Here is a 17,491-nt window from a genome sequence, read left to right as displayed (position 1 = left end):
ATAAAGAAACTGACTTTTTTTTTGCTTTAAATTTATAAAAAGATTAATTTTTTATAAGCTTTTGAGTCATAGAATTAGTACCAATAGATAGCTTTATAAAATATATCCCACTTTCATATTGAGACATATTTATATTTTGGATGCTACTAGAATTCAAATTACCTTTAGTTATTTCTTGACCAAGCGTATTATAAATTTGATAATCCACATCTTCATTGAAGTTGGTTAATTCTATACTTAATTTATTTTCTACAGGGTTTGGATAGATTTTGACAAAATTTTCAAGATTGAAATCATCAACACTTAATGGATCTTGCGGATTAAATAGTATCGATTCTGAAGTACCAAAATCTCCACCCGATATAATTACATTTCCATTTCCATCTTCTAAATTGTAGCTACCAGTACCAAAGGCACAACAAATACCATCATCTGCGTCATCGAAGATGGTAAAGGTATAGCAACCATTAAAGTTAGGGATAGAAATATTTTCTTGATAAACCGTATTATCATTATAATTGAATAAAGGACCACTACTGACCAAACTTCCCGAGCTATTTCTAAGTTCCCAAGACGTCTCTTCACCATAATTATCGGTTGTTATATTGAAAACAACCTCAGAAGTTAAGTATGTAGGTGCTACATCAAAATTAAGAACAAAGCTATCGTTAGCCGTGTTTTCATCAGTTGTTCCATTTGGATTTGCAACATTAATAGTAAATGTATGCGCTCCAGGACTCAAATTACTATAAGTTGGTGTTGCTACAACTGTACTTCCACCGCTAGGGACACTTCCTGTCCAAGCTATTGCTGTTGGTACATCTGAATCCAAAAAGTATGATATGTCAGCGGATGTTAATTGTAGGTTACCTGGGTTTAAGAGTGTTACTTCAGGCGAAAAATCCTCACCACAAAATTCTGTACTATTGGAGCCTGCATTAGCTCTAGCATCATTATCAAAAGTTTCTAATGCTGGATATTGATCTAAAATCTCGATACCAGAATCCGACGGATCTAGCCATTCTTTAAGTCGTGTTGAAGTAGAACTCCCAAAATCCCATGCGACATCAAAGCGTCCGTAATAATCAGGTGCTCCATTATTACTTGTACCATTGCACGCAGCACCACCACCAGAGAGCATACCTATTAAATGACCCGTTTCATTAAACAATCCAGACCCAGAAGAGCCAGGTTCTGTAACACCAAGTTCCCATTGATCGATATACCACATTTTAGTGTTGGGTATTTCAAAATTAACATTTGCTCTGTATGCACCATCATCTTCTCTACACACTTTCTGAATATCTCCACTAGGATGATGAATTCCAAAATTCACAACAGGGACATCTACCGTAGACCTATTCCAACCTGCCCATACTAAATCAGTATTATTTGTAAAGAAACTAGTGTCGGTAATTTCTACCAATTCCATATCAGATTCAGCACTATTAGCTCTTAAAACAGAACCACTTACGGTTTGATTAAATGAACCATTAGTACTAGGCGTGGTTGTAGAACAAGATGTATTTGGACTTCGCCAGTTAAATCTGAACGCCCAGCTTCCTTCTCCACCACGACAATGGTTAGCTGTCATAAAATAGGCTTTCCCATCATTGTTTGTATTGTTCACCAATGTACCAGAACAAGCACCTGAGCCACCAACCACAATCATGGCTGATGCCGCTTTAATTTCTTCTTTTCTTGTGTTCAATTCAAAAGGATCAGAACCTGGTGGCGTGATATCACAATCTACATCTTGATTACAATTACCAGAGTCGCCTAAAGATTTCTCATAAGTTGCTGTTGAACGATAACCATGTACCACGGAACCCACCGTAAGTTTGGCTTCTCCAACCACATTTGCTGGCTGATAATATTCAATGTAAGCATGACTTCCCTGAACCAGCCATGTGCCTAAAACTTCTTCAGGATTATTATTGTAATGTGTAAAAGGTCTTAATAAATCCGTCTTATCTTTATTGTAAACATAAAGTTTTGCACCTTCTGGAATACTAAACACATCAAACAAAAAATTTATAGAATAGGCACCTTTTGAGGTATAAGCCATTCTCCAAATACGGTCTCCGTTTTCAAGAGTTGTCCACTCACCTACATCATGAAAATTGTGATCCACGTATATATCATGACCAAATCTCCATGGAATGGATTTATCCTTATCATTAATTTTATCTTCATCCTGTAATTTTTTCAAATCGAAAGATGGAAGTTTAAAGGGCACCAAATCAGACAAATTAGCTTGTTTCCAGCTTGGTGGTTTTACATCTTCTGGAATTTGTTGTGCAAAAGCTAATACACACGTAAATAATAGCGTAAAAAGTAGTTTAAATTTCATAGTTCTTTATTTGAGATGTAAAAATAAGAATTTATTAGCAGTCTCCATATAAATGAATGATTATTGGAATTAGATAAAACTCAAATCGAGAACTTGGCTGTAATTGCAGTCTAGAGAACAGAAGTTAAAAGATTGAAATTTATAGACAATTTATAAATCCAAAAGATAATAAAATATAAAAAGCCAGCAAAATGCTGGCTTTTCCTTGAACAAATTATCCTATTAAGAAACCTTAATTTGTTTTGATGGTTTCTTTTTAGCTTCATCACGTTTTGGCAACGTAACTTTTAATAAACCATCTTCATATTTTGCATTAATTTTCTCGGTTTCTACAGTTTCTGGTAAGGAAAATGTACGTTTGAAGGACGAATAACCAAATTCACGTCTCGTATAATTATCTTTTTCTTCTTCATTCTCTGTGGATATTTCAGCAGAAATTGACAACAATTGGTTATCTAAATTGATATCAAAATCATCTTTATTTAAACCTGGAACTGCCATTTCCACAATAAATTCATCATCCGTATCAAGTACATTAACAGCTGGTAAGGTTATACCAGTATTAAAGTTAGATACAAATTCATTACCAAAATTTTTGTTTAAAATATCATCCATCCAAGATGATAAACTCGGTACTGATGAAAAACCTAAATTGGAATTTCTTCCGCTACCATTTTTTACAGTTGGAATTAAATTACTCATAAGTTTTAAAATTTGAATTAAACATTAATTTCAACTTATCTTATGCAAAAAAAATACCAATTGAAAACAACTGAAAAAATTTCATAATAACTGACAAATTTTCAGTTATACGCCTATTAGTTAGACCTTTAAAGATGGTTTGAATTTGTTTTTTGTTGTAAACAAAGCTCAACTATTAATAGCTTAGAAGTTCTTGCAGTGCAACTTCAAACTTTCCTTTTGCCAAATACTGTTCCTCCAAATGTCCAATAAAAGGAATCGGCGTTTCCATACTAGCGACTCGTTTTATTGGTGCATCCAAATATTCAAAACAGTTTTCCATAAGCATGGCAGAAAGATCGCTGGCAATACCTCCAAACAACGAGTCTTCTTGAAGAATAATTGCTCGTCCTGTCTTTTTAACAGAATTAAAAATGGCTTCCTTATCCAAAGGTTGCAAGGTTCTTAAGTCAATTAAATCGGCTGAAATATTAGGGTTCTTTTCTAAAGTTTCTAAAGCCCAATGTACTCCTGCGCCATAAGTAATAATCGTAACTGATTCTCCTTCTTTTAACAAAGCAGCTTCTCCGAATGGAATGGTAAAATAATCTGTTGGTACGTCTTGTCGAATACTTCTATACAACGCCTTATGCTCAAAAAACAATACTGGATTTGGATCGTTTATGGCTGTTACTAACAAACCTTTGGCATCATAAGGAAAAGCAGGATATACTACTTTCAAACCAGGTGTTTTGGTAAACCAAGCTTCATTGGTTTGCGAATGAAAAGGACCAGCTGCTACGCCTCCACCACATGGCATTCTCACCACGACATCGGCTTCCTGTTGCCATCTGTAATGCGATTTTGCCAAGTAGTTAACTACAGGATTAAATCCCGAAGTCACAAAATCCGCAAATTGCATTTCTACAACCGACTTAATTCCCGAAATGGATAAACCCATAGCGGTTTCCACAATTGCCGATTCACAAATTGGTGTGTTTCTAACTCTGTCTTTTCCAAATTCCTCGACAAAACCTTCCGTAATTTTAAAAACACCTCCATATTCCGCGATATCCTGCCCCATAATGACGAGGTCTTTATGCTTTCGCATGGATTGCTTTAAACCTTCGGAAATAGCATCAACTAAACGGAGTTCTTTTACCGCATTATTTGGTGAATGTTCATTATAAACAAATGATTTGTAAACATCATTTAGCTCCGTAGATTCGTTTGGAATTATCTCAGGTTCTGCATAAGCAGATTCTAAAGCGGTGTCAATTTCAGACTTTATTTCAGAAACATAAGCTTCATCTATAGTAGGGCTTAGAATTTTTTTGCTGTACAAAAAGCTTCTAAAGTTTTCTATGGGATCTTTGGCTTCCCATTCATCCATCAACTCCTGAGGTACATATTTTGTTCCACTGGCCTCTTCATGGCCTCTGCGTCTAAAGGTTTTAAATTCTATCAAAATCGGACGTGGACGTTTCCTAATACTCTCTGCCAATTTTTGAACTTTAGTGTAGGTTTCAATCACATCATTGCCATCTAAAACAAATGATTCAATACCATAACCTTTGCCTCTATCAGCCAAATGCTTACAGTGATATTGCTCATTAGTTGGTGTAGAAAGTCCATAACCATTATTCTCAATACAGAAAATTACTGGTAACTGCCAAACGGAAGCCACATTTAGGGCTTCGTGAAAATCGCCTTCACTCGTTCCGCCTTCACCAGTAAAAACGGCAGTGACATTCCCGTTTTTCTTTAATAAATTTCCTAAAGCTATGCCATCTGCAACACCTAATTGTGGTCCCAAATGTGAAATCATCCCAACAATATTATACTCTTGTGTTCCAAAGTGAAACGAGCGATCCCTACCTTTTGTAAATCCACTCGCTTTACCTTGCCATTGACAAAATAAACGATGCAATGGAACTTCCCGTGTTGTAAAAACACCAAGATTCCTATGCATGGGCAAAATATACTCACTAGGTTTGAGAGCCATGGTTACACCTACTGAAATGGCTTCTTGTCCTATTCCAGAAAACCACTTAGAAACTTTACCTTGCCGCAATAGAATAAGCATTTTTTCTTCTATCAAACGAGGTTTTAGCATGTTGTAATAAAGCTCTAGGAGCATCTTATCACTTAAATTTCTTTTGTCGTAGGCTATGTTACTTTTTGTGATTGTTGGCATAAAATATTATTTCGTCAATACCAATTGCGGATATTTATTATTGTTTATGAGATGGAATAGTATTTCAAATGTAAATAAAATTGCTGCAATAAACCATTATTAGACTTCAATTTGTCAATAAATGCGACCTATTTTTTTAGTAGTATTTTCGTTACATTTGTATATTGTCAAAATTTTAAACAACATTTTAATGGATAGAATACCTAGCGTAGATTTAAAGGATTTCATTTCTGACGATCCAAAACGAAAGCAAAAGTTTATAGACGAAATAGGAAAAGCTTATGAAGATATAGGTTTCGTCGCTTTAAAGGGACATTTCCTAGACGACACTTTAGTCGATAATTTATATGATGAAGTTAAGAATTTTTTCAACTTGCCTTTGGAAGTAAAAGAAAGCTACGAAATACCAGGAATTGGTGGCCAACGCGGTTACGTGTCTTTTGGTAAAGAAAGTGCCAAAGGAAAAAAAGAAGGGGATTTGAAGGAGTTCTGGCACTTTGGGCAATATGTTGAAGATGATCCGGAAAGACGCAAGGAATATCCTGAAAATGTTGAAGTTAAGGAATTGGAGAATTTTAATAAAATAGGAAAACAAACCTATCAAATGCTCGAAAAAACAGCTAAATATGTTTTGAGAGCGTTGGCGCTATACCTTGATTTAGAGGAGACGTATTTTGATGACTATATTCATAATGGAAATTCAATATTACGACCAATTCATTATCCACCAATTACTTCAGAACCAAAAAACGCCGTAAGAGCTGCAGCTCATGGTGATATTAATTTAATTACTTTATTAATGGGTGCGCAAGGCCGTGGGCTGCAGGTAAAACGCAACGATGGCGAATGGATTGATGCGATTGCAGAACCAGACGAATTAATGATCAATGTTGGCGATATGTTATCGAGACATTCCAATAATAAATTGAAATCCACAATTCATCGTGTTATAAATCCACCAAGAGAACTTTGGGGCACATCGCGCTACTCTATGCCATTTTTTATGCATCCTGTAAGCGAAATGAAATTAGATGTTCTAGAAAGTTGTATCGATGAAGATAACCCAAAGCAATTTGAGGATATCACAGCTGGCGAATTCCTAAATGAACGTTTAATTGAGCTTGGACTTATTAAAAAATAGTTAGCAGTTGGCAGTCCTCAGTAAGCAGTCCATTAAATGTTCGTGCTAATCACTGAAGACTGAAGACTGAAGACTGAACACTAAAACCATGGATTTACAAGATCAATTAAAAAATCTATTCCCAGACCATACACCAGAACCAACGGACAACCCTGAAGATTCAAAAGAGAGTTTATGGTTACAAGATGACCCAATACTTTGTAAGTACGAAAAAAGAAAGGGAAAACCTACAACTATTCTGGAAGGCTATACAGGTGCAACAGAAGACTTTAAGAAATTAGCCAAAGAACTTAAAACTAAACTGAGCGTCGGAGGAAGTTTTAAGGATGACAAAATTATAATCCAAGGCGATTACAGGGATAAAATAATGTCGATGCTGAAAGATAAAGGGTTTAACGTTAAACGTGTTGGAGGTTAATTTTATGGCAAAAAATGGTTTACATATTACCAATGGTGATGTTCTTACGGATTATTTACGGGAACTTGATTTTACTGAAGACATACTTACCTGGCAAGAAATGTTATGCGAAGGCCCAACGATTCCGAAAATAGATTCCAAAGAATTCTTTGATATACGAAGTGAGTTTTTAAAATCTTATTATGATATAGAAGTTAATTCCAATGAGCTTCAAGCTGAATTGTCTAAATTAAACCATATTGATAAATATGATGAAATCAACCTGTGGTTTGAATTCGATTTATTCTGCCATATTAATTTGTTGGGCATTATAAATTTGTTGCACCAAAGAAATATTGATAAACCATTATATCTTATCTGTAGCGGACGTATCAAAGGTGAAAAGAATTTAAAAGGCCTAGCGGAATTGAGTCCTACGCAGATTAAAACACATTATAAAGAAAAGGTATTATTAACTAAAGAAGATATCGAATTGGCAATTGCGCTATGGCGAACCTATTGTGGAAAAGACCACAATATTTTTAAACCCTATATTGTTAAAACCTCTAATTTCAAATACCTGAGCAGTTGTTTAAAAGCACATCTAAAACGTTTTCCGCATCATCAGAGTGGATTGGGAACGCTTGAAGCCCATATCTTAAATTTAGTAAAACAAAACAACGTTAAATCCGAAAATCATTTATTAGGCTATTGCTTAAATTATCAAGGCTATTACGGCTATAGCGATATGCAACTAAAGCGTAAAATTGAGGAATTAGATATGTTTTTCAACAAAACTGAAAATCAAATTACACTTAATAGAAAGGGACATGAAGCCTTACTAAAACAGCATAATTTTGCCTCAGAAGTCAATAACGATATGACTTATGGTGGTGTAAACCGTTTGGAATATCAATTTAACGAAGAACAAAATAAACTTATTCAAACCATAAATCATGGCAATTAAAGATTCAGAACTGATATTAAATCCAGATGGAAGTGTTTATCATTTAAATCTGAAGCCAGAAGATATTTCAGACACCATTATTTTTGTGGGTGACCAAGATCGGGTTGAGAAAATCACGAAACATTTTGACAGTATTGAATTTAGCACACAAAAACGTGAGTTTAAAACACAAACGGGCTATTATCAAGATAAGCGAATCACGGTTATCTCTACAGGCATTGGTCCAGATAATATCGATATTGTTCTCAATGAATTGGATGCCTTAGTCAATATCGATTTAAAAACCCGGAAAGTTAAAACAGAATTATCCAGTCTTAACATTATTAGAATCGGCACTTCTGGATCTTTGCAAAAAGATATTCCTGTTGATGCATTTTTAATCAGCACACATGCTTTGGATATCAATGGCATGTTGCATTTTTATCAGATTGATGGCATTTCTAATCCTGAAATTGAAGACGAGTTCATTAAGCATACCAATTGGGATAAAAATAAAGCAAGACCTATAATTATCAATAACAGTAAATATCTTGAAAAATACTTCGATGAAAATAGCATTTTTAAAGGTATGACAGGCACTGCTGGAGGATTTTATGGGCCACAAGGTCGTGTGTTGCGTTTACCATTGCAAGATGCAGGTCTCAATTCAAAATTAGATAACTTTAGCTATAAAGACTTCAGAATTACCAACTTTGAAATGGAAACCTCTGTGATTTATGGCCTATCGAAGTTATTAGGCCACGAAGCCTTATCGCTTAATGCTATTATTGCCAATAGAGCGACTGGTGATTTTAGTAAAGATCCCAAAAAAACGGTTGATAAATTGATTTTATATGCTTTGGAGCGTATTGTGAATATTTAAGTAAAACGAATTCTAAATTAATTGAAAATTCCTTCTCTTTGGGAAGGTTAGGATAGGATGAAAAAAGTAAACATAGGAGGCGTACCAGAACACTTCAATTTAGCCTGGTATTTAACACTAAAAAATGGCGAATATAAAGATCAAGACATCAATTTAAGGTGGCACGATTATCATGGTGGAACTGGTGAAATGAATAAAGCGCTTCGTTCTGGCGAAATTGATATGGCCGTCATATTAACTGAAGGAATCATAAAAGATATTATTGATGGTAATCCTTCAAAAATTGTACAGACTTTTGTTGAAACGCCTTTAATCTGGGGAATTCATGTCGCAACAGATTCAAAATTCAAAACTATTGAAGATATAAAAGGAAGCCGAGCTGCAATTAGCAGATACGGTTCTGGTTCGCATCTCATGGCTTACATCAATGCAAAAAATAATGATTGGGATTTACAAGAGGATCTCAATTTTGAAGTCATAAAAAATTTAGATGGTGCTATAAGAGGTTTAACAGAGGACAAAGCCGATTATTTTATGTGGGAAAAATTCACCACCAAACCAATCGTTGATGATGGTATTTTTAGACGTATTGCAAATTGTCCGTCGCCTTGGCCCTGTTTTGTTATCGCCGTTCGTGATGAGTTTATTGAAAATAATGAAGATACCTTAAAAATTATTCTAGATATTGTAAACCAAACTACAGCGGAATTCAAATCCATACCAAGTATTGATAAAACCATTGCAAATCGATATGAGCAAGAATTGGAAGATGTACAAGAGTGGTTGTCACTCACTGAATGGTCTCAGAATGTTATGGATAAAAAGACCATAGCAAATGTACAAGAGCAACTATTTGACTTAAATATTATTCCGAAAAAAGTGGATTATACCGAATTAGTACATGAGGTAAAACGTTAAATAAATGGTTTAACACATAGAGATTGTGCGATTTATGTATATAATTTGAGACTATTTTTGGCTACAACCAAACTCATTTTAGCCATAATTTTCAAATTCTAAAAAATTTTCTTACATTTGATTTAACAAAATTTTTAGAATTAACAACACTACAGAATAATATGATTCTTACAATAACTCTGATTTTATCTTTCTTAGTTGCGATAAATTTCTTGTTGTTGATATTTAGTTGTAACAAAACGACAAAAAAGGAGGATAATAGATTGCCTCATCCTATAAAATCGGAATCCTTTAAAGCTGAAAAAACGCCTACTCTAGTTTCCAATCGATTGAAGGCTCGCCAACTTGCTCCAACTGGGAGTTAGTTTTACTAAAATGTCCATTTCCAAACCAATAGCCTCTATTGGCACTTAACGGAGAGGGATGTCCACTTTCCAATACAATATGCTTAGTCGTATCAATTAATTTCTTTTTCTTTTTGGCAAATCCGCCCCAAAGTAAAAACACAACATTATTTTTTTCTGCACTTATCGTTTTAATTACGGCATCGGTAAATTGCTCCCAACCCTTATTCTGATGGCTTCCAGCATTATGCGCTCTTACGGTTAAAGTGGCGTTTAATAGCAATACACCTTGTGCTGCCCACGGCATTAGGTTCCCACCTTTAGGATAAGGGATATTAAGGTCTTTTTCAATCTCTTTGAATATATTAATTAAGGACGGCGGATGCGAAATACCATCACTAACAGAAAAACACAAACCATTTGCCTGACCAATTCCATGATAGGGATCTTGACCAATAATGACGACTTTAACATCATCAAAAGTACAGTAGTTAAAGGCATTAAAAATATCAGATCCCTTTGGGAAGCAGGTATGATTTTGATATTCAGCTTTTACAAAAGCTACCAAATCTTTAAAATAAGGTTTTTCAAATTCAGGATTGAGATATTTTTTCCAGCTTTGGTCTATATTTACATTCATGTTTTCAAACAGATTATTTAGGATTAAGACTTAAATTTACAGATAAACTATTCATAATGAAAAATCTAAAATTCCCTTCTGCACAAACTATATTATTCATTATTGCAGGTTTAGTAACACTTTTAACTTGGTTTATTCCAGCAGGAAAATATGATACTTTAAGTTATGATTCTGCAACGGACAAATTTACACGTTTAAGTCTAGATAAAGAAATAAGCCTTGATGCTTCTCAAGTGTCTCTAGATGATTTGAATATTAATATACCTATAGAAAAGTTTACCAATGGAGATATATACAAACCCATTAATATTCCTGGAACTTACAATAAACTAGACGCTAAACCACAAAATTTTTTCGATTTTATAACTTCTCCAATTAAAGGTATTATTGAGGCTGCAGATATCATTTTTCTAGTATTAATCATTGGCGGTTTAATTGGCGTTTTAAACAAATCTGGTGCTTTTGATGCTGCCATAGGACAATTAGCAACGGTATTAAAAGGTAGAGAATCCTTACTGATAGTTCTTGTAACTTCTTTGGTTGCTTTAGGTGGTACCACCTTCGGTTTTGCAGAAGAAACCATTGCCTTCTTCCCTATTTTAATTCCTGTTTTTTTAGCCGCTGAATATGATGCTATGGTTGGTGTGGCCAGTATTTTCTTAGGGTCAGCGATTGGTACCATGTGTTCCACCATAAATCCATTCTCTACCATTATTGCAAGTGATGCGGCTGGTATCAGTTGGACAACCGGTTTGTACGGTCGTATTTTTATGTTGCTTTTATGTTTATCCATAACCGTGATTTATATTATGCGCTATGCCAAACGTGTTAAAAACGATCCGACAAAATCCTTGATCTTTGATCAAAGACATGAAATTGCAGAATTATTTGCTCTAAAAGATAGCTCTAATATTAATTTTAACTGGCGATTAAAACTCGCCTTATTTATTTTTACATGCTCATTTATCCTTATGATTATCGGTGTTTCAATGCTCGATTGGTGGTTTATAGAAATGACGACTGTTTTCTTGGTTGGAGCTATACTTATTGGATTTATTATTCAAATCAGTGAAGCCGAATTTATTGAAACTTTTGTGAAAGGCGCAGGAGACCTGTTAGGTGTAGCGCTAATCATAGGAATAGCAAGAGGTGTTACTGTTTTAATGACCGATGGTTTAATAAGCGACACTTTATTGTATTACGCTAGCGATATTACCACAGGTATGAATAAAGGGGTTTTTGCGGGTTCAATGACCATGATTTATTCTGGATTATCATTTTTTATTCCCAGTTCTTCAGGAATGGCTGTTTTAACGATGCCCATAATGGCGCCCTTGGCAGATACAGTCGGAGTAGGTCGTGAAGTCGTTGTTAATACTTATCAATATGGATTAGGACTTTTCTATCTTATAAATCCAACTGGGTTAATTTTAGCATCTCTTGCTGTGGCGAAGATTAATTTTAGCAAATGGTTAAAATTTATAATGCCATTATTTATACTTTTAATTATTGTAACCTTAACAGTATTAGCGGTGTCTTCATACTTATAATAGTCCATAATATCCTAAATTTGCATTTCTAAAAACTTACAATAGTACATGATAAACATTCATGAAAAAACCTTAAAAGATCTCGAATTTTTTACGGTTTTAGACCAAATTAGCGCACATACACTTACAGCTTTAGGAAAAGAAGCCGTATTGGCTGTTCTTCCATTTAAAGAGGAAGAACAATTAATGCGCGAACTTGACTATGTCAATGAATACTTATCATCCTTTGAAAACGACAACAGAATCCCGAACCATGGATTTGAAACCATTACCAAAGAATTGAAATTATTAAAAATTGAAAACACCTATCTCGAAGTATCCAGTTTTCAAAAGATCGTCGGTATGTCACTGACCGTAAATTCAATTTTAAAATTTTTGAAGAAATTTGAAGACTATTACCCTAAGCTACTACAATCTAGTCAACATATAGAAATCAATACCTCCATTGTTGAACAGGTAGATGCTGTTGTAGATCGTTTTGGCGATATTAAGGATGATGCCTCTCCTCTACTTTCCACGTTGCGTAAATCCATAAATCAACTCAAAGGCAAGATAAACAGTAGTTTCTCTTCAGCTCTAAACACCTATCACAACTTAGATTATTTAGATGATATTAGAGAATCTGTTGTAGAAAACAAGCGTGTACTTGCTGTAAAAGCTATGTACCGCAGAAAAGTAAAAGGTGCCATTATGGGTGGCAGTAAAACCGGAAGCATAGTTTATATTGAACCGGAAACCACCTTACAACACACCAGGGAACTTAACAATTTAGAGTACGAGGAAAAAGAAGAAGTTATTAAAATTTTAAAAGAACTAACGAATTACATACGTATGTTCTTGCCACTTCTTCACGATTATCAAGAATTTTTAACCAACATAGATCTAATTTCGGCGAAAGCAAAATATGCCAAAAGCATGAACGCCATTTTGCCAGAATTCTCTAAAGAACGCAGTATGCACTTGCGAGATGCCTATCATCCGCTGCTCTATCTGACCAACAAAGAAAATGGAGAACAAACATTTCCGCAAACCATTGGCTTAAAAAAAGAGAGCAGAATTATTGTAATTTCTGGACCCAATGCAGGTGGAAAAAGCATCACACTCAAAACGGTTGGTTTACTTCAGGTGATGTTGCAAAGTGGTATGCTAATTCCTGTACATGAACGCAGCTATGTCTGTTTGTTTGATCGGATTTTGAGCGATATTGGCGATAACCAATCCATTGAAAACCATCTGAGCACCTATAGTTACCGTTTGAAGCAGATGAATTATTTTTTACGAAAAGTCAATAAGAAGACATTATTCTTAATCGATGAATTCGGAACTGGAAGTGATCCTGAATTGGGAGGTGCTTTAGCCGAAACATTTTTAGAAGTATTTTACGAGCGTGAAGCTTTCGGAATCATAACTACGCATTATTCTAACTTAAAATTATTGGCGAATGAATTGCCGCATATTGAAAACGCCAATATGCTTTTTAATGAAAAAACTTTAGAACCAATGTACAAGTTAGTCGTTGGACAAGCAGGAAGTTCATTCACTTTTGAAGTGGCTCAAAAAAATGGCATTCCTTATAGTTTAATCAACAAATCGAAAAAGAAGATCGAACGAGGTAAGGTTCGTTTTGATGCCACTATTGCAAAACTTCAGAAAGAACGAAGCAAGTTAGAACGCACCGAACGTTCGCTAAAAGAGAATGAAAAGAAAAAATTATCGGAAGCAGATAAACTTGAAGAAGTGAACGCAAAGGTTCAGAAAAAATTAGAAAGTTTTCAAGAACTCTATGATTCCAATCAGCGCTTAATTTACTTAGGTCAAAAGGTCAATGACATCTCAGAAAAATATTTTGAAGATAAGAAAAAGCGCGAGTTGATGGCAGAATTATTCAGATTGGTTCAAATCGAAAATTCGAAACGCAAAAAGGTTTCTGCCAAGCAAAAACGTGCCGAAAAACATAAGGAAAGACAAGTCAAACAAGAAGCGGAGAAAAAAGTTGAAGTCATTCGTAAAAAGAAAAAAGAAGAGAAAAGAAAGAAAAAAGAAAAACCTGAACCACCAAAAGCTATCTTAAAAGTGGGTGACCGCGTAAGATTGCACGATGGCAGAGCTGTTGGAAGTATTGATTCTATCGAGAAAAAGAAAGCAAACGTTAATTATGGTATGTTTACAACTAATGTTAGCCTTGATCAATTGGAATTGGTCGAAGCCGCTAAGAAGTAAAGTAGATAGCAGTTTTCAGAGTTCAGATAAGACGAATTAAATGATTAAGATTAAGATTACATAAAAAATGACAGAAATTCCAAATAACAAACAATTAATTCTTTTTGATGGAGTCTGCAATCTATGCAACGCTAGTGTTTTGTTTGTGATCAAACGAGATAAAAAAGACAAATTCTTGTTTGCCCCTTTACAAAGTGATATTGGAAAAGACATCATTAAAAAATTTATTATTGATACTGAGAAAACAGATTCGATATTACTCTATAATCCTGAAAAGGGTAAATTATCCCATAAATCCACTGCGGCATTACTAGTAGCAAGTCATCTTGGGTTTCCGACCAATTTTTTGTCTATTTTTTTAATTGTACCCACTTTTATCAGAAATTGGGTTTATAATTATATTGCGAAGAACCGCTATAAATGGTATGGTAAAAAAGAATCGTGTATGATCCCGACTCCGGAATTAAAAGCCAAGTTTATGGACTAGTATAATATCTTAATATAAATGAAAAAAAGCCCGTTCACAACCAATGAAAAGGGCTTTTTTAATTTAACAACTTACTTAAAACTAATTTAATTTAAAACAAAAATTGTAATCTCAATTCAATTATAATGAGGGAAAATAGCGAATTGGTTAATAGCACATCGTTTTGTTTTTATAAATATATGGTCAGGTTTAAGTTTTACCTAAAATACTCGATATAATTACACATTAAATTGATTTCGGTTTTAAAAGTGCAAATTATGTCTATCAATTACACTATGGTAAAATATCTTACTTGTCAAATTTCGGAGGCGAATAACACTAATTTTATAATAATGTTAACCCATATATTTTTATAAATTCATTTGAATAATAAATCATATATCCTTCATAACTAATCAAAATATGGCGTTTACTACTGACATCGCCTACTACACTCATTCATACTTTACATAGTTCATCTGTCATTATATTTTTGAGAAATAACTAAACTCAATAACCATGACGATCCAACTAAAATTTTTCAAAATCTTTCATTTACTACTTTTTATATTGCTTATTAATTTTGCCAATGCTTTTCAGCAGTCAAGTGAAATCACAGCTGTTAAGGTGTATTTAGATGGTGCAGAAATAAACCGCGAATCCACATTCCAGCTCAACTCAGGGAAATCCGAAATTACCTTTATTGGCTTATCTCCACAAATTGAAGAAAGCAGTATTCAAATCTCGGGACTAAAGGATGCTTCCATTCTTTCCATTAATTATGGAATCAATTACTTATCGAAACAAAAACCAAGCGATTCAATTCCAACATTACAAACAGAATTAAAAACTCTTGAAGACAAAATTCAATATCAATACGATTTAATTTCTGGGTACAACGAGGAATTAAGTCTGATTCAAAGCAATAAACACCTAGGTAACGAAACTACAGTTGTCAGTTTAGAAAAATTAAAAACCTTCGCCTCGTATTACAGAACTCGTATTACAGAATTGAAAGTGGCAATCAACAAATCAAATTCAGAAATTGAACATTATGAAGTACGGCAAACCGACATCAAAAAACAATTGGCCGAATTTAATGTAGAAGAAAGAGTACAAACTGGAGAAATTAAATTAAAATTGAATAGTGACGTGGCAACTACATTAGACTTAAAAATAAAGTATAATATTAAAAATGCGGGATGGTTCCCTATTTACGATTTAAAAGCAGAGAAAATCAATAGTCCTATAAATCTAGAATATAAGGCACATGTATTCCAAAATTCTGGTTGCGATTGGAAAGATGTGGATTTAGTGCTATCCACTAGTGACCCAAACACCAATAACGAAAAACCCACGGTAAACCCAAAATACTTAAATTTTATAAGCGCTTATAGTAATTACCAATCGCAACGTGCTACAAGGAGTTATAATTATAAGTATAACCCTTTGGTAAAAACGGTAACTGGAGTTGTAACTTCTGCCAATGATGGTTTACCAATTCCTGGAGCTACTGTAATTGAGAAAGGAACTTCTAATGGTACACAAACCGATTTTGATGGTAGATATAATTTAAAAACAAGTTCAGGAAACGCTTTAGTGTATTCTTATGTTGGTATGAAAACTGAAGAATTACCAATTCATTCTAGTATTATGAATGTGGAATTAGATAATTATAATAATTTGGACGAAGTTGTAGTTACAGGTTATAGTAAAATTACTGAAGCATTGAAAGGCGAAGTTTCTGGGTTAAATGTGATTTCTAGATCAGGGCAACCAAGTACAAATACGGATATTCGTATTAGAGGGTTTAGTTCTATGAACGAAAATTCTATTCCCCTTTTCGTTGTAAATGGTATTCCTGCAGAAAGAAATACCTTGGAAACTATAGACCCATCAGATATTGAATCTATGGAAGTGCTTAAGGATGTATCAGCGACCACGCTATATGGAAATCGTGCGGCTAATGGGGCAGTCTTAATAACATTAAAAGATAATTCTGAAAGTGCAATGAATAAATTAGGCATTAGTGTCGAAACAGGAATCACAAACACAAACTTCAAAATAGACAAAAAATATAACATTCCTTCTGATGGAGATATCACAGTTATTGAAATCGATAAATTCAGCGTGCCAGCAACCTATAATTATTTTGCTGCGCCTGTATTAAACGAAAATGTGTTCCTAACCGCAAAAATTGGCAATTGGGAACAATATAACTTATTACCTGCGGAAGCCAATGTGTATTTTGAAGGAAGCTATTCAGGTAAAACCAACATTAATCCATCTGCTACAACAGATAGTCTAACGGTTTCACTTGGTGTAGATCCAAATATTGTTGTGAAACGCACACAACTTAATGATTTTAAGAAAACCACATTCATTGGCAGTAATAAGGTCATTAATAAGGCTTTTGAGATTGAAATTAAAAACAACAAACAAGCAGCGATTCAATTAACGGTTTTAGATCGTATTCCAAAAAGTCAGAATAAAGCTATTAAGATTGATGATATTGAAACAGGAAGTTCCGTTTACGATGAAGACAAGGGCATTTTAAAATGGAAAATAAACTTAAAATCTGGAGACACTGATAAAGTTGAGCATTCGTACTCGGTAAAATTCCCTAAAGGTAAACGCGTCAATCTTTAATATGCTTAATTATAAAAATCTCAAAGGTTTAGTTTCGACTTCACTCAGCAACGATAAGCTTTGAAGTCTAAACGAGTTCATCAATAAAACCCTTTAACAAAAAAAA

General features: G+C 34.1%; 13 protein-coding genes. 9 read left to right on the top strand and 4 right to left on the bottom strand.

Features of this window, described 5'->3' with window-relative positions; genetic code table 11:
* Positions 1 to 43 precede the first annotated feature (43 nt).
* The 3 genes from HM987_RS06430 to HM987_RS06420 form a co-directional block, all read right to left on the bottom strand.
* The gene (locus tag HM987_RS06430; RefSeq protein ID WP_179006302.1) at positions 44 to 2,353 is read right to left on the bottom strand and encodes a T9SS type A sorting domain-containing protein; all 2,310 of its coding nucleotides are present in this window, start codon (positions 2,351 to 2,353) and stop codon (positions 44 to 46) included.
* Between the two features lie 222 nt (positions 2,354 to 2,575).
* A complete protein-coding gene (locus HM987_RS06425) occupies positions 2,576 to 3,055 on the bottom strand; it encodes an Hsp20/alpha crystallin family protein (protein WP_179006300.1) in 480 nt (159 codons plus the stop codon).
* Between the two features lie 175 nt (positions 3,056 to 3,230).
* A complete protein-coding gene (locus HM987_RS06420) occupies positions 3,231 to 5,231 on the bottom strand; it encodes an alpha-ketoacid dehydrogenase subunit alpha/beta (protein ID WP_179006298.1) in 2,001 nt (666 codons plus the stop codon).
* A gap of 190 nt (positions 5,232 to 5,421) precedes the next feature.
* On the opposite strand from HM987_RS06420, the gene HM987_RS06415 reads away from it, so the two are divergent.
* The 5 genes from HM987_RS06415 to HM987_RS06395 all read left to right on the top strand — a co-directional run bounded on the left by HM987_RS06415 (position 5,422) and on the right by HM987_RS06395 (position 9,516).
* Positions 5,422 to 6,372 (top strand): isopenicillin N synthase family dioxygenase, encoded by a 951-nt coding sequence (locus HM987_RS06415; protein WP_179006295.1) that lies wholly within the window; start codon positions 5,422 to 5,424, stop codon positions 6,370 to 6,372.
* 88 nt (positions 6,373 to 6,460) lie between these two features.
* Complete coding sequence (locus HM987_RS06410) at positions 6,461 to 6,790, top strand: translation initiation factor (RefSeq protein ID WP_179006293.1); 330 nt, start codon at positions 6,461 to 6,463, stop codon at positions 6,788 to 6,790.
* A gap of 4 nt (positions 6,791 to 6,794) precedes the next feature.
* Entirely contained in the window at positions 6,795 to 7,736 is a 942-nt protein-coding gene (locus HM987_RS06405) for a DUF1835 domain-containing protein (protein ID WP_179006291.1), read from the top strand.
* On the top strand, positions 7,726 to 8,598 hold the full coding sequence (locus HM987_RS06400; RefSeq protein ID WP_179006289.1) for a nucleoside phosphorylase: 873 nt from the start codon (positions 7,726 to 7,728) through the stop codon (positions 8,596 to 8,598). Before HM987_RS06405 ends, HM987_RS06400 begins: the two co-directional genes overlap by 11 nt.
* A gap of 57 nt (positions 8,599 to 8,655) precedes the next feature.
* Complete coding sequence (locus HM987_RS06395; protein WP_179006287.1) at positions 8,656 to 9,516, top strand: substrate-binding domain-containing protein; 861 nt, start codon at positions 8,656 to 8,658, stop codon at positions 9,514 to 9,516.
* Positions 9,517 to 9,825: 309 nt separating this feature from the next.
* On the opposite strand, the gene HM987_RS06390 is transcribed toward HM987_RS06395, so the two are convergent.
* Complete coding sequence (locus HM987_RS06390; protein ID WP_179006285.1) at positions 9,826 to 10,500, bottom strand: uracil-DNA glycosylase; 675 nt, start codon at positions 10,498 to 10,500, stop codon at positions 9,826 to 9,828.
* Between the two features lie 56 nt (positions 10,501 to 10,556).
* Between HM987_RS06390 and HM987_RS06385 the strand changes: the two genes are divergently transcribed.
* The 4 genes from HM987_RS06385 to HM987_RS06370 all read left to right on the top strand — a co-directional run bounded on the left by HM987_RS06385 (position 10,557) and on the right by HM987_RS06370 (position 17,385).
* A complete protein-coding gene (locus HM987_RS06385; RefSeq protein WP_179006283.1) occupies positions 10,557 to 12,050 on the top strand; it encodes a YfcC family protein in 1,494 nt (497 codons plus the stop codon).
* Between the two features lie 48 nt (positions 12,051 to 12,098).
* Entirely contained in the window at positions 12,099 to 14,270 is a 2,172-nt protein-coding gene (locus HM987_RS06380; RefSeq protein WP_179006282.1) for an endonuclease MutS2, read from the top strand.
* A gap of 67 nt (positions 14,271 to 14,337) precedes the next feature.
* Positions 14,338 to 14,757 (top strand): thiol-disulfide oxidoreductase DCC family protein, encoded by a 420-nt coding sequence (locus tag HM987_RS06375; protein WP_179006279.1) that lies wholly within the window; start codon positions 14,338 to 14,340, stop codon positions 14,755 to 14,757.
* A 498-nt stretch (positions 14,758 to 15,255) separates the two neighbouring features.
* On the top strand, positions 15,256 to 17,385 hold the full coding sequence (locus tag HM987_RS06370) for a DUF4139 domain-containing protein (RefSeq protein WP_179006277.1): 2,130 nt from the start codon (positions 15,256 to 15,258) through the stop codon (positions 17,383 to 17,385).
* Positions 17,386 to 17,491: the final 106 nt, after the last annotated feature.

The organism is Winogradskyella forsetii, assembly GCF_013394595.1.
Classification (GTDB): Bacteria; Bacteroidota; Bacteroidia; order Flavobacteriales; family Flavobacteriaceae; genus Winogradskyella; species Winogradskyella forsetii.
This window is presented reverse-complemented; position numbering and strand designations above follow the sequence as displayed.